Source organism: Rhodohalobacter sulfatireducens, assembly GCF_022012475.1.
GTDB lineage: Bacteria > Bacteroidota > Rhodothermia > Balneolales > Balneolaceae > Rhodohalobacter > Rhodohalobacter sulfatireducens.
The window spans coordinates 24039-48037 of the sequence record NZ_JAKLWS010000029.1 but is presented as its reverse complement, the minus strand read 5'-3'; the positions used below and the strand labels follow the sequence as shown (position 1 = coordinate 48037).

Here is a 23999-nt window from a genome sequence, read left to right as displayed (position 1 = left end):
GCTAATTTAATTATCTGCTTGAATCTCATTTTTGGTTCTCTGCGTTTTATTGACATGTAAATCAAAATCTTCGGGGACATCAATTCCAATAAACTCTCCAAGATTTTGCCATTTCCTGTCATCATATAAATTGCAGACAAAAAGAGCGTTCCGATCATTACGTTCAAAAAATTCAATGACCTCCCTATTTCTTCTAACATATATCGATTTATAATGGTCCTCCATATCTTTTATAATCATCATTCGTTCCGGATCAACTTCAAATGTGTTAAATTCAGGATCTTTATCAGCTCGCTTGTAAAATTCATTTTCACGCCTGTATACTTTTGCATGCATTTTCGTAATTCTATTTGTAGACATGCCTTTTCCATGAGCGACCATTGACCTAAACCAGTCATCTTCATCTCGATAGAATAGAATAAATTTTGAACCCGGGAACCGATGGTACAAAAATTTATAAAATTCAGGATAATACCACGGTGAATCTTCAAAAATCTGATTTCTTTTGAAGTCTTTTGATGAAAAAATAGTTTCAAAGTCTCCTTCATACCAACTTATTTCCCATTGATTCTTTAACGCATGATGCCATCGACCCGTCGGGTATCCAAAATGTTCAAAGAAATTTCCGACCGAAGTGGTACCCGTTTTTTGAAAAGAGATACAAAATATTCGCTTTTCATTAAAAATTTTAAATCTATAGTAAGTCCCTTTCAGATATTCTTTTACAGAGAGAGGAATTTTACTTTTTGCGGCTTTATATAAATTACTTGAGAAAAGCATCGTCTGTTTTGGGTTCTATTTCAATAAAGGTTCAAGAATAAAGCAGTGACTTCGTAATTTGATAATTGTTAAGTCCCAAATATTTATCTATCAGTCTGTCAAATATTTTAACCCCAAATGTTAGGACTTACTAACTCCAAACTATTCCCGGAAGGATCACGAAAATAAATCGAAACTGAGCCATTCGGCCAGGTAACTTCCGATTCGATTGGGATCTGATTGTCAATCAGGAACTGTTTCCATTTATCCAGGTTACTTTCATCAATAGAAAATGCGATATGCCCATCCCCGTGACTGCCGTGAAGAGGAATAGGTTGATCTTCGACCTCTGTTTGTTCTTTTGATGTGTGATTCGGATTGAATATCAAAAGCATACTTCCGGCACAACGGAAAAAAATATGTCGGCCCGGCTCTTCCGATAGAAATTCAATACCCGGTAGTGCTGAGTAAAACGATTTAGCTTTCTCTAAATCTTCAGCATATAAACAGGTTTCAAGAATTCCTGATATTTTCATGGTTCAAATATTTTGATCTTTACGAAATCTCCCAACGATTCAAAAGAATTTTGAGAATGTTTTGCTCTTGCAGAAATCATAATATGATCTAAAAGATAGGAGTATAATTCTCAATTTTTGGACACGATTGTTGAAATAATTATAGTGAGATGCGAGCTGGCATCCAAAGTCTCTGGACATCATAATCGTATCTAATACCATTAGTTTTGTACGTGTTTAGCGATTTGTGGAACTGTAAATCACTTTAATAAATATTTTAGCAAAAGATTTTCCAACAGAGTCGGAGAAAAGATGAGTGAGTATATTTATTACCGTCTGCTTCAGCTGACGGCTACTAAATAAACAACAAAGTTGTGGCTTTAGCCACATTGTATGAATGAGGGTAATGAGCGTAAATCCGGTTCACGAGAAATGAGGGCTAAAGCCCAATTTATAATCTTGGACTCACCGTTGGCTGAAGCCAACGGTAATAGATCCGGGTCCAAGTGTAAATGGAAAGAGTATCTTTTTCAGCGAAAAAATACTCGTCATTAAAGATGGGTAAGAAGCATACTGAATCAAATCATTTATAATCAAGACTTTACCCGTGCCTCCACAATCTTATCGTACTCCTCGTCAAATGGTTCCCAAAGTTCAATTTTGGTTCCTTCGGGGTCGATGATATGAGCGAATAAACCGTACTCATACTCATCAATTTCACCCACAATTTCAACATCCTGATCTTTCAGTTGGTCAAGCAGTTCACGCAGATTATCAACCCGAAGGTTAATCATATACTCCTTTTCAGACGGCTTGAAATATTCAGTGGTATCAGAGAAAGGCCCCCAAACCGTAAATCCTTTTTGATCAGGATTTTGTGATTTTCTCCACTCAAAGTTGGTGCCGTACTTGTCGGTATTTAAACCAAGTTTCTCAGAATACCAGTCTCTGATTTTTTCGGGGTTTTTGCTTTTGAAGAAGATTCCTCCAATTCCGGTGACTTTTGCCATTGTAGTGGGGTTATGGGTTAAGATTGAAAGTCTCCTTTCAAAAGCGAGATTAAATCGGATTTTTTAACAACATCAAGAGTATGAATACATTTTACAGATTTGGTTTTATCAATATAATCTTGACAGTATTTCAATTCATTACCCTCAGCTGAAGCAAATGGCAATAGAAAAGATTGGAAATTGTCTTCATAGATCTACACAATTTTCAATCTTAATAATCCGCCGTTTAAATCACATTAATTTGTTGATGCCCAGTAAATCGTTCGGCCGAAGAAAATGGCATTTGCAAACAATTTATTCTGTCCAAACCAGAACGCCCTGAAGTTTGGATTATCTACAAAGCTGATGATGCGACCTCCACCGTGGCTGTCAACCACAATTGATGGCGTATTTCTGATCAATTCAAGGTTGAAATCAGAAATATATCCACTGGCGAGTGGATCTTCAGTCAGGGAAACGGGGACGGAAAAATGGTTTTCAGGCTGCTCATAAAATTGTGTTCCGCTTCGGAAAACATAGATCTCCTCATCATTATATCCATATCCTAATGGATGTGTTGTATCCAGTGCAGCGTTAAAAATTGTTCCACCAATGTACTGTGCACCACGGGCACTTGGCAGATCTGCATAACTTAAATCTTCACTGAATTCAAAGCGGCCGCTGTCCTGTTTTGCAGTAAGATTAACCAGATCCTGGTTGATGCCCCATTCGATTGCGCCTTCCTGGAGGATCAGCACACCATCGTTACGAATCCACTCCTTCAATTCGGAAATTGAGTTTTCAGAGAGGTCTCCATAACCGCCGTCTGACATAATGATGGTATTGTACCGGTCAAGATCAGCTGAACCGAATTCATCTTTCTCAATCATGGTGATCGGTATTTTGTAGCGCTGATCAAATTGATGCCAGGCTTCACCGACATCATAACTGCTTATTCCACTTCCAACGAGAATCGCAATCTCAGGTTTTTCAAGTGTTTCAATACTGGGACTTCCGAGATCCACACCGTTTACACTCAAGCCGCTGGTAACGTTATAGATGGTTACGCCATCTTCCTCGGATGCGGTTTGCAGTGTGCTGTAAATCTCACCGGCATCTACATCTTGTGTTCCAAGTGCAACGACAATAGATCCGTAATCAAACTCCATTGGTCCGTCCGGTGTTTCAACTGTGGTCGGTTTTTGAATCACTTTTGTTCGAACTCCCTTGTCTTGAAGCCGATACAATGTTCGGGGAGCGTAGTATTCATCCCAGGAGAATATATAAGCATAGTTACTCTCCCCGCCGATAATCTCACCGGAGGGCAGCTCAGGATTTTCAACCCGATTTCCTAACAGGTCGTTATCAAAATCACCGTCATCCAACTCGGCGTACGGCAGGTTGAAGGCGAAAGGAAGTGTCCACGTGGATACATCATAAAAAAGGCTGTCTGTAAATTCGGTGCGGGTTTCAAACATCGCTTCAATGAATTTATATTCGGCCTGATCGGTTGGAATCACCCAGGCACTACCCTGTCTGAACTCTTGCCCATTCACTTCAATATCTTCAGATAGTTCGTACATATCTACGTTATGTTTCGACAACAAATCCGCAAAGTGATAGTTTCTCCCCCGGTCATACGGATCACCAATTACAAATGCTTTGGCATCGGCACTGGATGCTTCTTCTCGAACATCACGGTAATAATCTCTTCGATATTCATGCAGGTCTGTTCGGAGGGCAACGGCTGCATCCACTGTAGAAAGTGCCGTGGTGAATTGATTGCGGATGGTGAACGGAAATTCCAGAACTCCGTGGTTCGTTTCCTGTGCATGGCCCCGGGAACTGGCCTGCTCAAACAAAATCCCGATGGTCCCAAACAGGTCGGGGTAAGTGGATCCTTTTCCATAGTAAAAATCATCAAAGGATTCTTCGGAGTAGTAGAGGCTCTGGATCTCGTCCAGCGCTTCAGCATGAAATTCAGCGATCTGCCCGGTCAAGTCCTGGTTGATTTGCGGCGTAAGAGGATGTGTTCGTGATGGAATGCCGGGCTGGAAAAAAAACGTGGAGTTCGATCCCATTTCGTGATGGTCCGTTAAAATATTGGGCCTCCATTCGTGGAACTTGGCAATTCGCCCGCGGCTTTCAGGGTGCTGAACAGGCATCCAGTCACGGTTCAAATCAAACCAGTAGTGATTAGTTCGACCGCTTGGCCATCGCTCGTTGTATTCGCGGTCGGCGGGATCGGTTGTAGTTGTAATGCTCTTGTGCATGTTTACCCATGTTGCAAATCTGTTCAGGCCGTCTGGGTTGAATGATGGATCAAGCAAAAGTACCGCATCGTCTAGAATCTCTTCAACTCTTTCCCCCTGGGCGGCGGCAAAATAGTATGCAGTAAGCAATGACGAATTCGATCCGCTTGGCTCATTGCCGTGAATGCTGTTCCCGATATTTACAACCACCGGCTGGTTTTCAATGTCCACATCGCCGGATTGATCCGGCTCGGTTAATGCCAGTTGATTCTCCTTAATCTCGTCAATTTGAGCATGATTTCCGGGCGAAGTGATTGTTAATATCAAAAGAGGCCGGTCTTCATATGACTTTGCATACTCTTCAATTGTCACACGATCAGACGCCTCTGCAATGGCATACATATAACTTACAAGTTTATCGTGGGTTACATGCCACTCACCGACCTGGTGACCAATCACTTCCTCCGGGGTCGGGATCGTCGGGTCAAGCTCTACATCATCAGGAAGGTAGTAATCCAGGTCTGCCTGTGAATAACCGGTGAATGGAATAATGAGCAAAAGGAGCAGGGATATGAATCTGTTTTTCATGGGTAAAGAATTCTTCTAGGCTTTAATTAAACACAGTTATAGTAACCAATTCGATTCAAATCTTTCAAACCGAATACGGAATTGATTTAAATAATTTGAGCTAAACATACTTTAAAAGATAAAACATTTCACTTTGAACCAAGACCAGACATGCATATATTATACTATATTTTTAGTATTAGTAACTTAGTATGTTTAGAAGATTTTGCTTGATCTCATTGATCGTCATTATGGGGGGTTGCACTCTGCTTCAAACCCCTCTCCGGGAGCAACTAAAACCGGTGGAGATGACCAAAGTAGAGGGCGGTACTTTTTTGATGGGAGACCTGTTTGAACGCGAAAATGATGACTCAAAACCACTGCACGAAGTAACACTGGATGATTTTTACATCGGTACGTACGAAGTGACCTATGAGCAGTATGATGCATTTGCCAAAGCTACTAAACGTCCACTGCCCGAAGATGATGACCGAGGCCGTGGAAACAGGGCTGTGATGAATGTCAATTGGTATGATGCACAAGCTTTTTGTAACGCTTATGGATATCGACTGCCGACTGAACAGGAGTGGGAATATGCAGCCCGTTCCGGCGGACTAAATCAGCTTTATGCCGGTACGTCCAACCCAGACAGCCTCAACAGATATGCACGGCACCTGGACAACAGCGGGCCATACGCCTACTTTGTTGGCACGAAAAAGCCTAATGATCTGGGATTATATGACATGAGCGGAAATGTATCGGAGTATATTGGGGATTATTACCCGTTTTACGAAACGAATCCCGATTCAATCGAATACTATCCGTTGGATGAGCGCGCCATGCGCGTAATTCGCGGCGGCAGTTTCAACAGCGAAGATGCTACTCTTCGAACATATTGGCGTGTAGGTGTATTAGCTGAACTGGAAGACCACACGATCGGTTTTCGCTGTGTAGTTTCTGATAATGACTAAAATCAGCTTGTTCGTAACAGTGTGAAAGAAAAGGTGCTTTAAAATTTTGCTTCATTTATTGAACCGCCGGGGCTGTTGGTAGCAGATAGATGAATCCAGGTCGATAAAAAAAAGCACTGCGCTCCCAGCGGTTAAAAATTAATAGATTTCTTACTCCTTTACACCAACACTTCGAATGGCATAGGGCATCGCTTCGAGACGTTCTTTTTGTATGGGCTGACCCGTTTCTACACAGATTCCATAATTGCCCGTCCCGATACGATCGAGCGCTACAGTAATTTTGTCCAGTTTTTCCTGGTTCTTGTCGATCGCCGTGAGGTAAGTCAATTTTGTGTCTTCTTGAGTGGCCAAATCCCCATGGTGGTGGTCCTGGGCAGACTTTTCATCATCAAAGTCGCTGTTAATATCTTCTAAACTCTCTTTTGCTTCCTTGATATTTTTTTCAGCTTCTTCTTTCTCCTCTAAAAGTTTTTTCTTGAAGTGTTCCAACTCCTCTTCGCTAAAAGGTGAATTTTCAACGGGTGTTTCTTTTGTAGCCATAAGTACATCTTTTTGTTCACATTCATTAATTATAATGGATTTGAGTTAAAAGACGTTTCAAAATGGATTTCTTAGGAAACAGATCAGCCCGAAGTCAGATAATCATAAATCATTTTAGAAACTTTTGACCCGATCTCTCGTCCTTCAACATTCTCAGGTACATTTTTGGATAGAAAAATCAGAACATAAGAAGAGCCGTCCGGAAGATATACGATGGCCGAATCGTGCTCGACACCTGTAATAGACCCGGTTTTATTGGCAATAACCACTTCATCGGGTAACTTAGCAGGGACGATATCCCGGTAATATTGATCTTTTAAAACCTCAATCATCTGCTGATCCATCTCCGGGTTCACAGCCGATCCTCTTGCCAGATGCTCCAGGATGATTCCAAGATCCCTGGCTGTTGTTCGATTGCTAAGACCCTTTTCAAACGCTTTCAGGTCTTCCACACCGCGTAATACTTTGATGCGTTCAGCTCCAAGTTCGCGCATGGTTTGAGTTGTTTCTTCAGCCCCGACGAGTTTGATTAGAATATTGGTTGCCAGGTTACTGCTGTATGTAATCATCGCATGATTGAGATCCCGAATGGTTGCCATCTCCCCAACCATCTTTTCAATGGGATCATTACTGTCGGGGCTTAGTGTCATCCGGAATTCAGAACCATCCACAATGCTGTAAAACTTGTTTTCCACTTTGATCGAATCATCCAGGCTGAGTTCTCCTTGTTCAACTCGTTTGAAAATCTCGATCATCACCGGTGTTTTCATCGTACTGGCTGCATGAAAAAGCGTGTCCTCGTTTATGGCAAAATGTTGTTCGTCTTCCTGCAGATGCTGAAACCAAACCGAGAATGTGCCTTCCTGTTCAGAGAGGTACTCTTCAATCTCGGATTTTAGAGTTACGATATCCGGATCGGTTTCATGGAAGCCTGAGATGAAGAGAAGAATTAGGAGGAAGAAGGAATGCATTGATTTGTTGGTGGTTGTTTGACTGTGGTTCGTTGCAAAGAAACAATATAACAGATTCAGATATGATTATAAGTTAGGTGCAACCTGGCAGAAGGATCGTGCTTTTCGCCCGAACTGTCGGGACTGCAAGAGTTGCCAAGCGTTAGTTAAAGTTACCTATGGTTTGAAGCTAAGCTCACCACAACTCTGACAGCTCCGACTACTCGGAGCGCTCAAACTCTCAGGTTGTTTGCCTACAGCCTTTCCAACCTCTCCCTCAATTTTTCCAAGCCAGCATTTCCGGGTGAGCCCAGATGCGTGTACTTCTTCAAAATCTCTTCGGCGGAAATATTCTCAACTTCTTCAGGGTGATCACCGATATGTCGGTAAGCTTCGCGGAATGTCATGCCTTTCTCTTTAACGAGATCGTAGGCGGCTTCAGCGGCAAAGATTTCAGAACTGCATGCTTCGGCCAGGTTCTCTTTGATCGGTTCCATATTTGTGATGAGCAACCCGGCTGCTTCCAGAAGCTGTTTGGTTTTATTCACGGCTTTAAGAACCGGTTCTTTACTGAGTTGCAGGTCCCTATGATATCCGCTGCCGAGATTTGTGGTGAGTATTTGAAGGGATGAAGCAAACCCAACCAATTCCGAATGACCACCCCGAAGAAGTTCAGCTACATCGGGATTTTTCTTTTGAGGCATGATGGACGAACCCGTACAAACAGAAGTATCTAAATCAAAATAGGGATAGGCTGAACTACTGAATTGGATCACATCGGAAGCAAATCGGTTTAAGACAGATGTCACACCGGAGAGATATTGTACAAACTGCAATTCGGTCCACCCACGGGAAAGTTGTGCAGTTGTTGAGCAGATCAGAGGTTCAGAAAATCCAAGATCCTCGGCCTCTTGTTCCCGGTCGATATCAAACGATGTACCAAACCCTGCGGCTGAACCAAGTGGTGACTTATCAACCAATGCTTCTATTCCCCCGGAAGATTCAGCTTGTAAAATCAGTATCTCTGCAAAGGCACCGGCCCACAATCCCACACTGCTTAACATTGCTTTTCGGGTATGAGTAAAACCCGGCATCGGGATACCCTGGTGAGCTTCAGCGAAATCTAAAATAGAACCGGCCACTTTCCGGGTTAAGCTTTTGATCTCTTTGAGCTGCTTTTTTTCATAGAGCCGAACGGCGGTTAAAACCTGGTCATTTCGGGATCGAGCCGTATGAATTTTCTTCCCGAGGTCTCCAAGTTTTTTAACAAGTGACAGTTCAATGGCGGTATGCATATCCTCATCCTCTATTCGGATCTCGAACTCGTTATTCTTCCAATCCTCGAGAATCTCGTGGAGAGCTGAAGTTAGTTTTTCGAGTTCTTTATCCGTCAGAATACCAATTTTGTTAAGTGCTTTGGCATGAGCCGTGGATCCCTGTATATCATAAGGAACAAGTTCCTGGTCAAGGATATAGTCATTCCCGACAGTAAATGCTTCTGCTTTTTTGGATGTGCTGGTTTCGGTCTCGGTGTTACTCTTCTGCCAGAGTTTGGGCATTGGCTTTTGTTCGTAGTTCGTGGTTTGTTGTTCGTTGTTTTTTCGTTACCAAAGTTAATTTCAAGATAAATGAAATTATCCGATTCTGATGCATAATAGCGCGAGCGTCTCGCTCGTGCTCAAAAGGGCACAGGGCACAAGCGAGGACGCTTGCGCCATCTTGAGTCGGTCATTGCGAGGAGGAACGGAGTGACTACGCGGCAATCTCCTAACTCTATGCCTGGGATTGCCGCGGTCATTTCATTCCCTCGCAATGACAACTCTTTTCACTTTTCACATTTGCCTTTTCACCTATTCAACAACCTCATCCTTAACAGTTTTCTTCAATTGATATGCCGTTTTTTGCGGCAGATTCCAAAGTTCAATAAACCCGGAAGATGCATTTTGATTAAATGCAGCCGACTTGTTGAAGGTCGCCAGGTTTTCATCAAACAAGGAATATGGTGATGAAAGTGCAACCACATCGCAATTTCCTTTGTACAACCGGACGGTCACTTTGCCGGTTACTTTTTTGTTCTGCTCGTTGATATACGCCCGGATATTATCCACAACCGGTTCAAAATATTTCGCCCCGTACACCAGGTAGGCCCATTTCTGGTCCATCATGGTTTTCAGCTCATTTTCTTCCCGGGTAGACACGAGCTGCTCAAGGTTTTTATGAGCCTGGATCAGAATATGTGCAGCCGGGTTTTCATAGACGCCCCGAACCTTCAGGCCAACCACTCGATCTTCAATCAAATGAAAAACACCAACGGCATGTTTACCACCAATCTCATTCAGCGTTTGGATAAGGTCTTTCGTCTCATGTTGAATCCCGTTTAAACTGATTGGCTCGCCGTTTTTAAATTCAATTTCAACGAGTTCCTCCTCATCGGGAGCATTTTTAGGAGTGTTGGCCCATTTTAAAATATTTTCGAGAGGCGGTATTAACTCAGGATTTTCAATCTCACCACCTTCGCCGGTATTGGCCCACATGTTTTCATCGTAGGAGTAAGGCGATTTTTTGGACTGATCGACCGGAATTCCATTCTCTTTTGCATAGGCAATCTCTTCTTCCCGTCCCATGCCCCATTCCCGAACCGGTGCAATAATTTTTAGTTCAGGGTTAAGCGTTGTGATATAACTTTCAAACCGCACCTGGTCATTCCCTTTGCCGGTACACCCGTGAGCGATCACTTCGCATCCAAATTCAGACGCAAATTGAACGGCAAGCTGTGAAATCATCACCCGCCCCAGCGGACACCCGAGAGCATAACCGCCCTGGTAATCGGCGTTGGCTTTAACGGCTTCGGTGCAGAGTTCGGCAAACTCCTCTTTTGCATCATAAACAATTACATCCTTCGCACCCAGTTTCAGGGCTTTTTCTTTGATGGCATCGAGGTTATCGGCTGTTTGTCCGATGTTGATGGTGAGTGCAATTACATCACAGTCGTATTCCTGCTGAATCCACTTCAGCATTACGCTTGTATCCAATCCACCCGAGTAGAGCAGCAGGCAGGTGTTAAAGGTTCCTTTTTCGGCTTCGTGGGAGGCTACTTTTTTATAGGTTGTTACTTTTTCCATGAGTTGTTTCTATTCAGTTTTAAAAAATTTTGATTTTTGAACCCTTGTCAAACCCCGAGCATTCGGGGCGTTAGTCAATGAAGTTGCTTGTTAAGTGATCATTTGAAATTTCGTTTCAAGCGAGTTGAGTGTATCTTCGCCTGTAAGAAGTGTTGGGTAGAGAAGAGCCGTAAAAGCCCCCTTCGATACAATCATTCGATTTTTTGCCTGTTGATAGACCCAGGAGTTTTCGTGGTCAATCACGTCATCAGTTACCTCAATGCCCCTGTGAGCAGGAAGACAGTGCATGAACCCGGCGTTCTCTTTCGTGAGTGAAAACAGATCTGCATTTACCTGGTAATCTTCAAAGTGTTTGATTTTATCTTCATACATATGCTCTTGTCCCATCGAAATGAATGTATCCGTGTAGAGTACATCTGCTTTCGCAACTGCTTCCTTCGGATCATTATTTATCGTAAAGGATCCACCGTATTTGGTCGATAATTGTGAAAAGTATTCGATCTTTTCCTCATCCCAGCCGTACTGTTCCGGCCCTGAAAAGGTTACGTGATGCCCAAAATAGAGCATTACTTCTGTAAGTGAATGTGCAACATTGTTTGCATCTCCTACAAATGTTAGTGAGACTTTTTGACCTTTCTCAAACTTTTGCTGAATGGTTAGAATATCGGCCAGTGCCTGCATGGGATGGTGGAGATCGCAAAGTGCATTTACGACCGGGATATCTCCGTACTCTTTCATTTTTTCGAGAGTGCTGTGAGAAAAAACCCGCGCGAAAATGGCATCGCACCATTGTGAGACGTTCTTCATGGCATCGAATAAAGATTCCCGAAAACTAAAGGGTACAGCTTTGCTGCTGGAGAACATCAGGTCACCGTCTATATCCACAATGTTTCCGCCGAGATGATTGATGGCTACCTCGGCCCCAACCTTGGTTCTGAGTGATGGCTTTTCAAATACAAAAGCTACGTTTTTTCCCTGGAGTATTTGTGGCGATTGCTCCTGCAACTGGACACTCAAATCAAGAATGCCTTGTACTTGAGAAGGATCTAATTCGCCGATGGTTAATAAATGTTTCATGATTATGGTTCGTTATGGTTGTAAATGGTTTGGGTTGAAGAACTTAGGGAGGAGGCACCGAGTAAAAATTTTTTCGTATGCACATAAAAAAACCCGCTCAGTCATTTTGAGCGGGCTTGCGATAAGTTCTTTAGTAGTCGGAACTACACACAGTTATCACACGCCCATTGGGCGGCGACGGCGAAGAGTTGCAAAAGTTTTGTGTGTATTTAATTTCATAGCTGAAAAGTCGGCGTATGAAAAATAAAAAGCAAATGTTTTTTTAAAGTATTGGGCAGGTAAACCCGCGAAGTTTATACTCACTATTATTTCCAGTTATAATGGTATCGCAAATGATTATAAGAAACTTCGCGGGTTTTCATTCCTGAAATCACGCATATGGCTGAAAAGATTGTATATTATAAATATTGAAGTTAAAAGAATTGTCTAAACCATGGAACCAAGGAAGTGAGATTTCACTTATTCTGATATGAGATCAAAAAAATTCTTATTGGCATCTATTCTTTTCCTGTCGGGCACGCTTTTAGCTTTGCAGGATTCAACTATGCAGAGTGATTCCTTGACAGTTGATGAATTAAGTGAACAACCATCAGTCAGTGTTATCCGGGTAGAGGGAACCATTGGCCCAACCGTCACGCAGTATATTACCCGAAGTATTCGGCAGTCCATTGAAAATGGGGATGAAGCACTCATCATTGAACTCGATACACCCGGCGGCCTTCTCGACTCAACACAGGATATTGTTCAGCAGATGCTCGGGACGGATCATCCAACCGTGGTTTATGTAACGCCAAGCGGTGCAAACGCTGGAAGCGCGGGAACCTTTATCACGTTAGCCGCTCATGTAGCAGCGATGGCACCGGCTACCAACATTGGTGCGGCTTCGCCGATTTCAATGGGTGGTGGAGAGATGGATACCGTTGCTCAGAAGAAGATCTTTAACTACTCCGAGAGTTTTATCGAGTCGATTGCTGATGAACGGGACCGAAATGCAGAGTGGGCTCGATCGGCCGTTCGAGACGGTGCTTCCATTTCATCAGATGAAGCTCTTGAACTGAATGTGATTGATATCCTGGCTGAAGACATCGATGATTTATTAGTTCAACTGGATGGTATGGAGGTAGGAGAACGGGTACTTAACACGCAAAACGCTACCATCAGCCAGATAGAGGAAACATTAGCTGAACAGTTCTTTAGTTTTTTGTTGAGGCCGGAAGTGATGCTGATTCTAACACTGGTTGCCATCTACGGGATTATTGGTGAGGTGACAAATCCCGGTGCAATTGTCCCGGGAGTATCCGGCGTGATAGCACTGATTCTCCTTCTTTATGGCGTTGCTGCCATGCCGATAAACCTGGCCGGTTTCCTGCTTATTGGATTGGCAATCATATTGTTTGTAGCAGAAGCGTTTACACCTGCATTCGGTATTTTGTTGACAGGGGGAGCGGTTTCGTTCTTCCTGGGAGCACTGATGCTTTTCCAGGATTTGCCGGATGAGATGCAAATATCGCTTTACTGGCTGGTTCCTGCTACTCTTTTAACTGTTGCTTTTTTTGCATGGATTGTAACATATGGAGTAAAATCACTTTTCAACCCACCACGCTCGGGATTGGAATCGACAATTGGTAAAACCGCAGAAGTAGTGGATACGATTCAACCCGATCAGGATGGGAGAGTATTTTTTGATGGCGAATATTGGACAGCCAAAAGTGAACATGAATTGGAAGAAGGTGAAACCTGCGAAATTATAGAATTCCAGGGATTGCGAGTTTTTGTAAAACCGACTGAGCAACAGAATATTGACGAAACAGAAAAAGTTTAATCAGACATAATCAAATAAACAAAGGAGCAATTTATGAATGATCCAGGATCTCTAACAAGCATGTTAGTTTGGGTGATAACCATCGTGATTTTCCTCTCGGTGTTCCTCCCCCAAATGTTTAAAATTTTAAGGGAGTATGAACGCGGGGTAATCTTTCGGCTCGGTAAATATCAAAGTACAAAAGGTCCGGGTTTCATTATCCTGATTCCATTTATAGATAAAATAGAGAGAGTGGACCTGCGGGTTCTTACCATAAATGTGGACAAACAGGAAGCGATTACCAAAGATAATGTTACCGTAAACGTAGATGCCATTACATTCTTCCGTGTGGTCGATGCCGAAAAAGCGGTGATCCAGGTAGAGCGATATATTGCAGCTACATCTATGCTGGCACAAACAACATTGAGGAGTGTAATTGGTCAGTTTGAACTGGATGAGATACTTGCTGAACGGGAAAAAATCAATAAGAAGATTCAGGATATCATTGACAAGCAAACAGACCCCTGGGGAGTTAAAGTGGTGTCTGTAGAGGTACGTGATGTGATTTTGCCCGAAAGCATGAAACGTGCAATGGCACGACAGGCCGAGTCTGAACGTGACAGACGTGCGAAAGTAATTAACGCGCAGGGTGAATTTGAAGCCGCCACGAAACTGGTTGAAGCTGGTCAAATGATCGAGAAAACACCGACAGCCCTTCAGCTTCGATTCCTTCAAACAATGAATGAAATCAGCGAAGAAAATGCCACTTTTGCATTCTTGCCGCTGCCAATGGACTTTCTTGAGTCTTTTCGACCGAAGAAAAAGGAATAAATAAATTTTACTAACCTGGCAGCGACCGAGAGGTCCTGCCTGCGTTGGGTTCCACTCGGTTTTAGATCTTACTCTAAGATAGCGCAAACGTCTTTGGTCGACGAAGCTTTAGCGTAGTTGAGCCTATCATAATTCAACATGCAGTAACGCGGGGGCTCAAGCGTGACGCTTGCGCCATTGTGAAAATTACTTTTTAGCTAATTGGAATAGAACCCATTTCAGATTTGAAATGGGTTTTTCTTTTTTTGGTCACTACACCTATTTTCTGATATAAATTTCTCTTTAAACCGGATCAAGAAAATGAGATTAATCCTATTTGTAACATCGGCATTAGCTCTTTTTTTAAGTGAGCTCAACTCAACCGTCCATGCTCAACAGTCAAAATGGTCTTTGGCGCTGCATGGCGGGGCGGGTGTAATTTCAAAAGATCTGCCCGATTCAATGAAGCAACTTTATTACGAGGGGTTAGAAGAGGCACTTTCTGTTGGTGAAGAGATATTGAGCGAAGGGGGCTCAGCACTTGAGGCTGTTGAGATGACAGTCAGATCTCTTGAAGATAATCCGCTGTTTAATGCCGGACGTGGTGCCGTCTATACAAACGAGGGTACACACGAACTGGATGCAGCCATCATGGATGGAAGTACACTGGCAGCGGGGGCTATTACCGGTGTAACAACGGTAAAGAACCCAATATCACTGGCCCGAAATGTAATGACCGATTCCCGTCATGTCTTATTTTCAGGAGCCGGCGCTGAGACGTTTGCGGATCAAACCGGGGTCGAAAGGGTTGACAACTCTTATTACGACACGAAACGTCGATACGAACAATGGAAGCGGGCTCAGCAGCAATCAAACCTTGGAAAAGAAAATGTTATTCCCGATGAATATAAATATGGAACAGTCGGGGCGGTTGCACTGGATAAGGACGGTAAATTGGCAGCGGCAACATCCACAGGTGGCATGACCAATAAACGATTCGGCCGCGTCGGAGATGTACCGATCATTGGATCGGGGACATTTGCGAATCACGTTGCCGCAATTTCGGCAACGGGGTGGGGAGAGCAGATCATGAAAAATGTATCAGCCAATACGATTGCTAACTATATGGAGTTCAACGGCTCAACACTCGAAGAAGCGATGGATTTTGTGTTGACCGAGAGGCTCAATCCGGGGGATGCAGGGTTTATTGGTGTGGATCATGAAGGGAATATTTCTATGCAGATGAATACTGTTGGGATGTTCCGTGGATCCATAGATTCGCACGGAAACCGCACAGTGATGATCTGGGAAAATGAATGAATGTGGCAATAGTCCCCCTGAGTAGCAATCTGCGCTCAATTTGTTAACAGTAATTTAATTTACAGTGCAGAAAATTATCTGCATTTTACTAAACTGTTTATCATATACGTAGTTATAGTCGATAGATGACGTATTCCTTTTTTGATTTTCTACAACTTATTGGAGCTCTCGGGATTTTCATTTTTGGAATGAAAATCTTTAGTGATGGATTGCAAAAAGTTGCAGGTTCTCGCCTGCGATCCATTCTCAAAGGAATGACAACCAGTCGTTTCAGGGGATTATTAACCGGTTTTGGGGTCACATCTATTACCCAGTCTTCATCTACAACCACAGTGATGGTGGTAAGTTTTGTAAATGCAGGATTGATTACCCTGTTGGAATCCACCGGAGTGATTATGGGGGCCAACATCGGGACTACAGTTACGGCCTGGATGGTATCCATATTTGGTTTTAAGATGAGTATCACCCCGGTCGCTATAAGCATGATTGGTTTATTCTTCCCATTCATGTTTTTCGGGAAAAAGAAGCTGCAAAACCTCGCCGAAGCGATGATAGGCTTCGGTATTTTGTTTATTGGGCTTGAATTTATAAAGTCCGGTGTGCCGAACATCCAGGAGAATCCCGAGATGTTTGCTATGCTCGATTCGTTCACTGAGTTCGGATTTCTCTCCATTGTACTCTTTGTCATTATTGGTACTGCACTAACGCTTGTTACGCAATCATCTTCCGCGGCGATGGCTATTACGCTTGTAATGCTTTTTGAGGGGTGGATCAACTTCCCGATTGCGGCAGCTATGATTTTAGGTGAAAATATCGGTACAACGGTTACAGCAAATCTCGCTGCTATTGTTGGAAATGTACATGCAAAACGGGCTGCGAGGTTCCACTTCATCTTCAATGCGTTCGGGGTGGTGTGGATGCTATTCCTGATTCATCCGTTTTTGAATGGAATAGATTTTACCATGCAATATTTTGATCCAACTGCAGGATCTATTTTTGGTGATTCACAAGCGGCACGGGCATCTGCTACTCTTGGACTCTCACTGTTTCATACCGTTTTTAATGTTGTAAATGTTATACTTTTGATTGGGTTTGTACCTCAGATAGTGAGTTTTGTTGAGCGAATGCAGAAAGCCGACAAGAGCGACATGGCCTTTCGCCTGCAGTATATATCTTCCGGAATGATGTCGTCTCCCGAACTTTCTATTGCACAAGCTCACAAAGAGATTGAACTGTTCGGTAAGCTGATTGAAAAAATCCATTACAGCTTTTCGGGTCTGTTCTTCAGGAAACAGAAAAAACAGGAGAAATTTCTGAAGAAGATCGAGAAACGCGAACAGATAACAGACAATATTGAGCTCGAGGTGTCTGATTATCTTACCAAAATATCCAGCGATACGCTTTCTGATGAGGCAACAATCCGTATTCGATCGATGCACAGCATGATTAACGATCTTGAGCGGATTGGCGATCTCTATTTCCAGATGTCAAAAACATTTGAGGATATGATGGAGCTTGAAGTTGCACTCCCCAAAGAAGCGGTTATGGAGGTCAGTGATTACCTGGATACGGTTCTGAAAGCGATCAAGTTGATGCGCAAAAACATGGAAAATGTAAACGGCGAGTTAAATGTAGATCTTGAAGCTGCTATTGAGCTGGAGAATAAGATCAATGAAACCCGCGACGAAATGAAAGATGCGCACTACCGGCGCCTTGAGCAAGGCATTTACACATCACAGGCGGGTGTCATTTTCCTCGATTACATTACAAGGCTTGAAAAAATCGGAGATCATATCTTTAACATCCAGGAAGCACTTGCCGGTAAAAAACTCAAAACCCACTCTGAAATGTTAGTGGGCCGTTAGTTTTGTAGAATAGATTACTCAGATGATTTAGATTTTTTCTGAGCAGATCTGTCTTTCCGTTTCTCTTGTAATTTCCCTGAATAAAAAAGAGTCATTCGATGAGTATATTCTGTAGAATCAAGGTTATGCCAATTCACTCATCGGATGACTCAGTAAATCAATTCATAGCTGTCCAAAACGTTTCTTAAGTTGGAAAGAATCTTTGTTTTTCGAATGTATGATCAGATTTGGCGGTTTTTTCTAAATTCAACCCCTGCTTGAATAAACCTGGAACTGTCTCAGGCTTTCAGCCTGCCGGCAGGAATTGGTTCTTCCACCCAGGGCGAGGCCCTGGGCTGTGATGTTTCAGGCTGAAAGCCTGTTATAACGTAGCTTGGGGCAACGCCCCAAGTCTACATGCGGAATCCTGCAAGCAGGCTGAAAGCCTGAGACAGACTCTACGTCTTCTGATTTCAAAAACGGTTTGGACAGATATGAAATCAATTGGTTCAGCAGCCCCATAAAGTATTTGAGAGACGATAGTTCGGCTGCTGAAATGAAACAAATTAATATTCCCTTAATCTTAGCGTAACGGCAATTTCATAACGTTAATGTGTAGTTCATTTTTGCAGATAAGGGGTATTCATATGCCGTCAAAATTGCAAGTCAAGAAATCACTTCTCACCACTTACTACCAGTTCATAGAGCTCATTAAGCAGGAACGTCTTTTCCTGATTGTAATTGGAATTAGTTTTTTTGCAGCCGGTTTCGCTTATGAATATGCAAAAATAGCCATGTGGCTAGGGTTCATGTTTGCAGCTTATTCTGCTATTGCGAATGACAGTATTCAAACCATCGGTACCTTTCTTTCCTCAAATTCCGATAAAAAATGGTATACACTTTGGCTCTACATTGGTGGCATTTTCCTGGCAACCGTATCCTATAGCTGGTTTACATACAGCGGAGATGTAAGTCACCAGAGGCTCGCAACTGATGCTCTCGCCGAGGCACCAACCAGTTTTACTTTTTTACAGATTGCAGCCCCCATTTTCCTGTTGATTATCACGCGGCTGAGAATGCCTGTATCTACCACCTTTTTGATTCTTAGCTGCTTCTCTGCCGATCTTTCCGGTATCATTGATATGCTCGGTAAAAGTATGTTGGGCTATATAACCGCCTTTACGGTGGGTATAATCGTTTGGGTATTCGTTTCCCGCTGGATCAGTTCCCATTTTGTGGGTGAACCAAAACCTTATTGGGGCGTCATACAATGGATCACTTCGGGAACTTTATGGTCGGTTTGGGTAATGCAGGATATTGCTAACGTAGCCGTTTATCTTCCAAGAAGTTTAAATACCTATCAATTCCTGGGGTTTGTATCCTTTATATTTGCAGGACTTGGTGTCTTATTTTACCTGCGGGGTGATAAGATCCAGGAGATTGTGACAGAAAAATCACACACTACAGACGTCCGTTCAGCAACCATCATCGACTTTATTTATGCAATACTTCTCTTCTTTTTTAAAGAACTCAGCAACATTCCAATGAGTACCACCTGGGTGTTTATTGGCCTCCTGGCAGGACGCGAAATTGCTATGAGCATGATGGACCAGGACGGATTTGGCAAATCTTATAAGAGAACATTTAAGCTCGTGCGAAGAGATATTCTTTATGCAGCGATCGGCCTGATTGTTTCGATCATCCTGGCCGTTGCCATCAACCCGGATATCAATGCCGAGATCATGCAAATGATTGGGATGTAGTTTTTCCTCAATGTTTCTTTTTAAATCGGTTAAGGGATATATCTATCTTCTGATAAAAAAGAAATGGATGAAAATCTCTCTTCTGTTGTTGTGAGCTCTTTTCATTCCAAATAGTGCATGTATCAAATATTAAGAGGAAAGATTCACGCACCTCACTAATGAGTAGTCATGATAATTGGAATTCAAAGCTAAGATATTATGAAGTTCATGCATTTCCGATGGTTGTATAAAACCCTGGTATTTCTAATCATTTTTTCAGCATGCAGCGAGAATAGTCCCACATCGTCTGATGAATCTGAAGAGCCCAATGAGGAACCCGTAGAGGTAGACGCTACCGTTTCGGTGGATACCAATCAAACAGGTCAAACCATGGTTGGTTTTGGTGGAGCATTGACATGGAACTCTGTTAGAATTACAAACAGCAGTAAAAGAGATGAGATCATAGATATTATTGTGGATGACCTGGGGGTGGATATGATACGGTTAAAAAACTGGTATTACCCGGTCGGTTACCCAGATAATAAAGAACCTGACCAGATGGTGATCGGATGGCATAAACCTCTTTTTGATGCCACAAACGAGTTATATGATTTGATAACCAGCAGAAACCCGGATATTAAGATACTATTCAGTTCATGGGGTCCGCATAACACATTAAAAAGTAATGACTTTTTGTTCCGCGGTACATTAAAAAAGCAGGATGGTGAATTTATGTACGACGAGTTCGCCACTTATTGGGAAGATATTCTGAACCATATCTCATTTGTACCGGACTATTTGAGTATTCAAAATGAACCCACCTGGGTGGCTGATTGGGAAACCTGCGAATGGAGGCCCGCCGAAACAGAAGATTTTCCAAGCTATGAGATCGCTTTTGATAAAGTCGCTGAAAAGCTTAGCTCCTTTGCCAATCCACCGGTTATGGTAGGCCCTGAATCGGCCAATCTAAGTTTTGAAGGATTTGATGCTTTTGCAATAGAACTGCAGGACAATCCCAAGTTAGGGGTCTATGGATATCATCCCTATAACTTTCGAGATGACAGCCCATTAACAGAGATCCGGGCTACACTGAGGGAGCTGGGTGAAAATTTCAGCGACAAACCCCGATTTATGACTGAGTATGATGGGTTGGAATGGATGAAGTCCGCTCAGTTCATCAACAGTACGTTAAGGGAGGCGAATACATCAGCATATTTATACTGGGCACTCATGTGGGATGAAAATAACGAGCACGCAATGATACAGGTTGACGAAGAGGGCAATTATGAATTAACCAAGTATTATCATTTGATGAAACATTATTCAAAATTTGTGGACGAGGGTTATATACGGGTTGAAGTATCATCAGATGAAACTTCGCTGGATCAAATAGCCTTCATGAACGAAGATGGAAGTGAACTAACCGTGATTACCGTAAATCCATCAAACAGTGCAATGGAAGTGAGATTCCGGGTTGAGGGCAAATCTATTACCCAGAGCAGCTCCTACCAAAGTTTAGAAAATGAGCCTTTTTATTCGATTGATAAAAAAGGAGTAGCGGTTTTTACGATTGAAGGGTCGTCAATTACCACAACCGTTTTAAGTCTTAATTGATTTTTGCTCGAAACCACCTCGGCAAATGGAAGAGTTTTAAAAAGTGTACGATACTCAGTCTTTTTTATCACGAAGCTTATGAATTGCGTATGCACCTCCTGCACCTGCCAATAATATCAAGCCTCCATCGATAGGATTTTGAGCCGGTTTTGACGGAGGCGGCGGTGGAGTTTGAGAATACACCACATCTACTGATATAATGAGAGAGATAATAATTAGTGAAATAAAAATGACCCACAAAAAAGCGTTATTCATAATGTTGGAATTAGGGATTGAATTAATTAATAGAGCTAAAAAATGAAGTCAATCGGTTTAAGTATTGGTACTATTTGATTACAGTTAATTTTCTTGAGAGAACCCGGTTCGCTGTTTGAAGCCGGTACATATAAACACCGCTAGAGAGATTTTCAGCATCAAAGGTCACGCTATGGGTACCTGAGGATACCGTTTCATTCACCAGTGTGGTGATCAGCTTGCCCGTCAGGTCGTACACCTCTAACAGAACATCACTTTGCTGCGGAATAGAATAGCTGATCTGTGTGGTTGGATTGAACGGGTTTGGATAATTTTGGTTGAGCTGAACTTGCGAAGGCGTTTCACCATCCCCCGGATTTTGTACAGCACTTGCATGCTGAATGATAAAGCGGTCTTCTGTTGAGGTTACTTTTGCCTTTTTAGGCTTAAACTTGGCCGCCAGTTCCTGCCCGGTTGCACCACATCGCAACGGATCGGGGTTAACCTTGGCCGCCTGCCGGACCTCAAACTCATATTCAAACTCTTCATTCAGCGGAAGTGTTACATTCTCCTGGGTGTCCGTGAAAACAAGTTCGCTGCCAATCAGGTTAGACTCTGTAATTTTAAGTTTATATGTACCCGGAAGCGTAGTTTCAAGATTTAGTGGGATGATTGTTTGCTCGTCATTTGGGAAATGACCGATATCAAAAAGTTCATCACTTTTTCGGGTAGAGAGCATGGAAAAATTCTCGGAAAACGGTTCCAGTTCGTAAGCATCTCTATTTGTGCGTTGCGTACTGCCGTGATCTGAGAGCGTTATCCAGGCACTGTTATATGTTTGTTCTCCTTCAACGTATAAACGAATATAATCTTCTTGCTGAACATTGTTATTCTTACCATAAAAAAACCATTCATCCTCAGTGCCATCATCGGGATCGAACGTTAAACTACCACGATCATCTTCTTCAAAAGTAACTTGTCTGTTAGTAGTGGTTGCATCGTTTTGAACAAAAAATCCCTGAAAAGGAGCTATTCTTCCATCTTCAATATCTCCATACGTACCATCAGTGGTTCTCCAACCACCAATATTGCCATTTGTAGGTCCGGGTGAATCACTACCGGTTGAAGGTTCACTTGTTGCCCAATTTCGATCATAAACATAGGCCACATTTTGAATGCCATCTGTACCTGTATTACCAGTAAATTCGCTGAATATAAGTGGAGCTCCAAAAGGGTTTCCCAATAATGTCCATCCTTCATCATTTGAGTTCAGCTCACCAGTATTTTCAGGATTAGATTCACTATCTGTAATTGTAATTGGACCGGTATTTTCAATCCCTTCTACGGTAAGTTCTTTTGGAAAACCTGTCCCGCCGGGTGCATCAAAATTATCATCATCAAATACACTTACTAAAAATCCAGTTCCGGGGGGGGCTGTGGTATTTAAATCAAGTTCATTTCCATCAAAGAAATCTGTTGTCCAACCGGATGTTGAATTCCCTGTTTCGCTGTTATCCCATAGAAAAACATTAGATTCACTTGCACTTAAAGTGGGAGCATCAGAATTAGCTAAACCCTGCGTCCAAATTGGTTCGAGAATATCGGAATAGGTGGTTCCCTGGAATGGTGAAGAGGAGAGCATGCGCCAGCAATCGCCGTTTAGTAAGAGGGTGCCTGGATTGCGAAAACCTAAAATTGAACCATCTGCGTATGTGGATTTTAGATCCACATCAAATCCAAAAATTTCTGTTGATCCTGTATTATGCAAAGAGGATTCATACAAAATCAGCCATTGTTCTTGAGTATCATTTGCATCTTCAGAGCTTGTAATAGTTGTATTCCAAGAATAAAGATCTGGTTTTGAGATGCCGGTTATTTGAACCTGATCTCCAACAATATCTCCATTAATGTCTAATGCATGTGATGCAATTTCACTGTTGCCCCACCTTTCCGTAACCAAAATTAATTGATCGGGATCAATAGCGATGGGATCTCCTACAGCGTCGATGAAATTAAAGGCAAAAAAGAATTTAAAAGGATCAGTATCTCCATCCAAAGCATTGCCGTCGACTGTCCAATAAGATCGTAAGTCTGGCACGGAGACAACATTTGTCAATTCTGTCGTGTAATTTGTATTAAATGTTGCACCTGAAGTGTTATCACTCTTGTATTCGATTGTATTATCATTATTAATCACTCGAACTTGATTGGCATCAGGGGTTAAATCAACATCAATGATATCATTGTAGTCAATAATTTCAACTTCATTTCTCTCAGGAAAAACATCTATCGAATTATCACAGGCAGCGTTGTCTGGATCGTATGTAATTTTATATATATCTACAGGGTCTGTGCCGGGATTCGAAAATGGTGAGCTAGGCAGATAACTATCATCTCCAGAACTGTTCTGTGTATAAAATTCACCTCCGATTTCATAAGTCACAGAACATATCTCCAAACTATTTGTATTACTGTTAATTGTGACTTGGGCAACTATTATTTGTATGGGAGAAAATAGAAGAGCAAGGCAAAATAGAAGTGATTTAATTTCAAAAAAGTTGTAAAACAGCCGATTATTCATATTCAAAAACCATTTTTTGCAAGAATGCTTCTAAATGAAAGCTAAATTTTAAAGCAATGAATATGCGAGATATGCGGCTAAGTTTCGTTTATATTAGAGCATTATAACGTTAGATTTTTTTTAAATGAATTGTTATGGAATTTGTTCTAATAAATTATAAAATAGATACACGATTAGGGATAAAATATCATACATGTTTTATTTGCACTTTTTTTAGAGGTCTTTGAAATACCCTGGATCGACTTCCCCGACGGTTCCTGTTGCGTGGACACAAGTGATCGTTATAGTCTTTATTTGGATTTGAATCACCA

The 23999-nt window shown here is 42.3% G+C and carries 18 protein-coding genes; 7 read left to right on the top strand and 11 right to left on the bottom strand.

Going from position 1 to position 23999, the window contains the following annotated elements; all coding sequences use genetic code 11:
* Nucleotides 1-6 precede the first annotated feature (6 nt).
* The 4 genes from L6773_RS16960 to L6773_RS16945 form a co-directional block, all read right to left on the bottom strand.
* Nucleotides 7-780, bottom strand: a complete 774-nt coding sequence (locus L6773_RS16960) for a sulfotransferase (RefSeq protein ID WP_237855655.1) — start codon at nucleotides 778-780, stop codon at nucleotides 7-9.
* A 107-nt stretch (nucleotides 781-887) separates the two neighbouring features.
* Nucleotides 888-1295, bottom strand: coding sequence for a VOC family protein (locus L6773_RS16955; RefSeq protein WP_237855654.1), 408 nt, complete (start codon nucleotides 1293-1295; stop codon nucleotides 888-890).
* Nucleotides 1296-1867: 572 nt separating this feature from the next.
* Nucleotides 1868-2284, bottom strand: coding sequence for a VOC family protein (locus L6773_RS16950; RefSeq protein WP_237855653.1), 417 nt, complete (start codon nucleotides 2282-2284; stop codon nucleotides 1868-1870).
* 236 nt (nucleotides 2285-2520) lie between these two features.
* Nucleotides 2521-5103, bottom strand: a complete 2583-nt coding sequence (locus L6773_RS16945) for a M14 family zinc carboxypeptidase (RefSeq protein ID WP_237855652.1) — start codon at nucleotides 5101-5103, stop codon at nucleotides 2521-2523.
* Nucleotides 5104-5294: 191 nt separating this feature from the next.
* Between L6773_RS16945 and L6773_RS16940 the strand changes: the two genes are divergently transcribed.
* Nucleotides 5295-6053: a formylglycine-generating enzyme family protein gene (locus L6773_RS16940; protein ID WP_500809309.1), complete on the top strand. Its 759-nt coding sequence runs from the start codon at nucleotides 5295-5297 to the stop codon at nucleotides 6051-6053.
* A 150-nt stretch (nucleotides 6054-6203) separates the two neighbouring features.
* On the opposite strand, the gene L6773_RS16935 is transcribed toward L6773_RS16940, so the two are convergent.
* The 5 genes from L6773_RS16935 to argF form a co-directional block, all read right to left on the bottom strand.
* A complete protein-coding gene (locus L6773_RS16935) occupies nucleotides 6204-6593 on the bottom strand; it encodes a TraR/DksA family transcriptional regulator (RefSeq protein WP_237855650.1) in 390 nt (129 codons plus the stop codon).
* Between the two features lie 83 nt (nucleotides 6594-6676).
* A complete protein-coding gene (locus L6773_RS16930) occupies nucleotides 6677-7564 on the bottom strand; it encodes a serine hydrolase (RefSeq protein ID WP_237855649.1) in 888 nt (295 codons plus the stop codon).
* A gap of 233 nt (nucleotides 7565-7797) precedes the next feature.
* Nucleotides 7798-9102: an argininosuccinate lyase gene (gene argH / locus L6773_RS16925; protein WP_237855648.1), complete on the bottom strand. Its 1305-nt coding sequence runs from the start codon at nucleotides 9100-9102 to the stop codon at nucleotides 7798-7800.
* Between the two features lie 291 nt (nucleotides 9103-9393).
* Nucleotides 9394-10665 carry an argininosuccinate synthase gene (locus tag L6773_RS16920; RefSeq protein WP_237855647.1) on the bottom strand — a complete coding sequence of 424 codons (1272 nt, stop codon included), beginning with the start codon at nucleotides 10663-10665 and terminating at the stop codon, nucleotides 9394-9396.
* A gap of 90 nt (nucleotides 10666-10755) precedes the next feature.
* A complete protein-coding gene (gene argF / locus L6773_RS16915) occupies nucleotides 10756-11742 on the bottom strand; it encodes an ornithine carbamoyltransferase (RefSeq protein ID WP_237855646.1) in 987 nt (328 codons plus the stop codon).
* A gap of 469 nt (nucleotides 11743-12211) precedes the next feature.
* On the opposite strand from argF, the gene L6773_RS16910 reads away from it, so the two are divergent.
* The 6 genes from L6773_RS16910 to L6773_RS16885 all read left to right on the top strand — a co-directional run bounded on the left by L6773_RS16910 (nucleotide 12212) and on the right by L6773_RS16885 (nucleotide 20873).
* Nucleotides 12212-13564, top strand: coding sequence for an NfeD family protein (locus tag L6773_RS16910; protein ID WP_237855645.1), 1353 nt, complete (start codon nucleotides 12212-12214; stop codon nucleotides 13562-13564).
* A 33-nt stretch (nucleotides 13565-13597) separates the two neighbouring features.
* Nucleotides 13598-14374 (top strand): slipin family protein, encoded by a 777-nt coding sequence (locus tag L6773_RS16905; RefSeq protein ID WP_237855644.1) that lies wholly within the window; start codon nucleotides 13598-13600, stop codon nucleotides 14372-14374.
* Nucleotides 14375-14674: 300 nt separating this feature from the next.
* The gene (locus tag L6773_RS16900) at nucleotides 14675-15673 is read left to right on the top strand and encodes an isoaspartyl peptidase/L-asparaginase family protein (RefSeq protein ID WP_237855642.1); all 999 of its coding nucleotides are present in this window, start codon (nucleotides 14675-14677) and stop codon (nucleotides 15671-15673) included.
* A 125-nt stretch (nucleotides 15674-15798) separates the two neighbouring features.
* Complete coding sequence (locus L6773_RS16895; protein ID WP_237855641.1) at nucleotides 15799-17538, top strand: Na/Pi cotransporter family protein; 1740 nt, start codon at nucleotides 15799-15801, stop codon at nucleotides 17536-17538.
* Nucleotides 17539-18164: 626 nt separating this feature from the next.
* Nucleotides 18165-19280 (top strand): hypothetical protein, encoded by a 1116-nt coding sequence (locus tag L6773_RS16890; protein ID WP_237855640.1) that lies wholly within the window; start codon nucleotides 18165-18167, stop codon nucleotides 19278-19280.
* A 198-nt stretch (nucleotides 19281-19478) separates the two neighbouring features.
* Nucleotides 19479-20873, top strand: a complete 1395-nt coding sequence (locus L6773_RS16885; RefSeq protein ID WP_237855639.1) for a glycoside hydrolase — start codon at nucleotides 19479-19481, stop codon at nucleotides 20871-20873.
* 54 nt (nucleotides 20874-20927) lie between these two features.
* Here L6773_RS16885 and L6773_RS16880 read toward each other — a convergent pair whose 3' ends face one another.
* Both L6773_RS16880 and L6773_RS21795 read right to left on the bottom strand, forming a co-directional pair.
* The gene (locus L6773_RS16880; protein WP_237855638.1) at nucleotides 20928-21128 is read right to left on the bottom strand and encodes a PID-CTERM protein-sorting domain-containing protein; all 201 of its coding nucleotides are present in this window, start codon (nucleotides 21126-21128) and stop codon (nucleotides 20928-20930) included.
* Between the two features lie 70 nt (nucleotides 21129-21198).
* Complete coding sequence (locus tag L6773_RS21795) at nucleotides 21199-23550, bottom strand: T9SS type A sorting domain-containing protein (protein WP_237855637.1); 2352 nt, start codon at nucleotides 23548-23550, stop codon at nucleotides 21199-21201.
* Between the last annotated feature and the right edge of the window lie 449 nt (nucleotides 23551-23999).

Excerpts from the sequence above, each read along its gene's own strand:
- L6773_RS16960 (WP_237855655.1), bottom strand. The coding sequence starts at position 780 with ATGCTTTTCTCAAGTAATTTATATAAAGCCGCAAAAAGTAAAATTCCT.
- L6773_RS16955 (WP_237855654.1), bottom strand. The coding sequence starts at position 1,295 with ATGAAAATATCAGGAATTCTTGAAACCTGTTTATATGCTGAAGATTTA.
- L6773_RS16950 (WP_237855653.1), bottom strand. The coding sequence starts at position 2,284 with ATGGCAAAAGTCACCGGAATTGGAGGAATCTTCTTCAAAAGCAAAAAC.
- L6773_RS16945 (WP_237855652.1), bottom strand. The coding sequence starts at position 5,103 with ATGAAAAACAGATTCATATCCCTGCTCCTTTTGCTCATTATTCCATTC.
- L6773_RS16940 (WP_500809309.1), top strand. The coding sequence starts at position 5,295 with ATGTTTAGAAGATTTTGCTTGATCTCATTGATCGTCATTATGGGGGGT.
- L6773_RS16935 (WP_237855650.1), bottom strand. The coding sequence starts at position 6,593 with ATGGCTACAAAAGAAACACCCGTTGAAAATTCACCTTTTAGCGAAGAG.
- L6773_RS16930 (WP_237855649.1), bottom strand. The coding sequence starts at position 7,564 with ATGCATTCCTTCTTCCTCCTAATTCTTCTCTTCATCTCAGGCTTCCAT.
- argH (WP_237855648.1), bottom strand. The coding sequence starts at position 9,102 with ATGCCCAAACTCTGGCAGAAGAGTAACACCGAGACCGAAACCAGCACA.
- L6773_RS16920 (WP_237855647.1), bottom strand. The coding sequence starts at position 10,665 with ATGGAAAAAGTAACAACCTATAAAAAAGTAGCCTCCCACGAAGCCGAA.
- argF (WP_237855646.1), bottom strand. The coding sequence starts at position 11,742 with ATGAAACATTTATTAACCATCGGCGAATTAGATCCTTCTCAAGTACAA.
- L6773_RS16910 (WP_237855645.1), top strand. The coding sequence starts at position 12,212 with ATGAGATCAAAAAAATTCTTATTGGCATCTATTCTTTTCCTGTCGGGC.
- L6773_RS16905 (WP_237855644.1), top strand. The coding sequence starts at position 13,598 with ATGAATGATCCAGGATCTCTAACAAGCATGTTAGTTTGGGTGATAACC.
- L6773_RS16900 (WP_237855642.1), top strand. The coding sequence starts at position 14,675 with ATGAGATTAATCCTATTTGTAACATCGGCATTAGCTCTTTTTTTAAGT.
- L6773_RS16895 (WP_237855641.1), top strand. The coding sequence starts at position 15,799 with ATGACGTATTCCTTTTTTGATTTTCTACAACTTATTGGAGCTCTCGGG.
- L6773_RS16890 (WP_237855640.1), top strand. The coding sequence starts at position 18,165 with ATGCCGTCAAAATTGCAAGTCAAGAAATCACTTCTCACCACTTACTAC.
- L6773_RS16885 (WP_237855639.1), top strand. The coding sequence starts at position 19,479 with ATGAAGTTCATGCATTTCCGATGGTTGTATAAAACCCTGGTATTTCTA.
- L6773_RS16880 (WP_237855638.1), bottom strand. The coding sequence starts at position 21,128 with ATGAATAACGCTTTTTTGTGGGTCATTTTTATTTCACTAATTATTATC.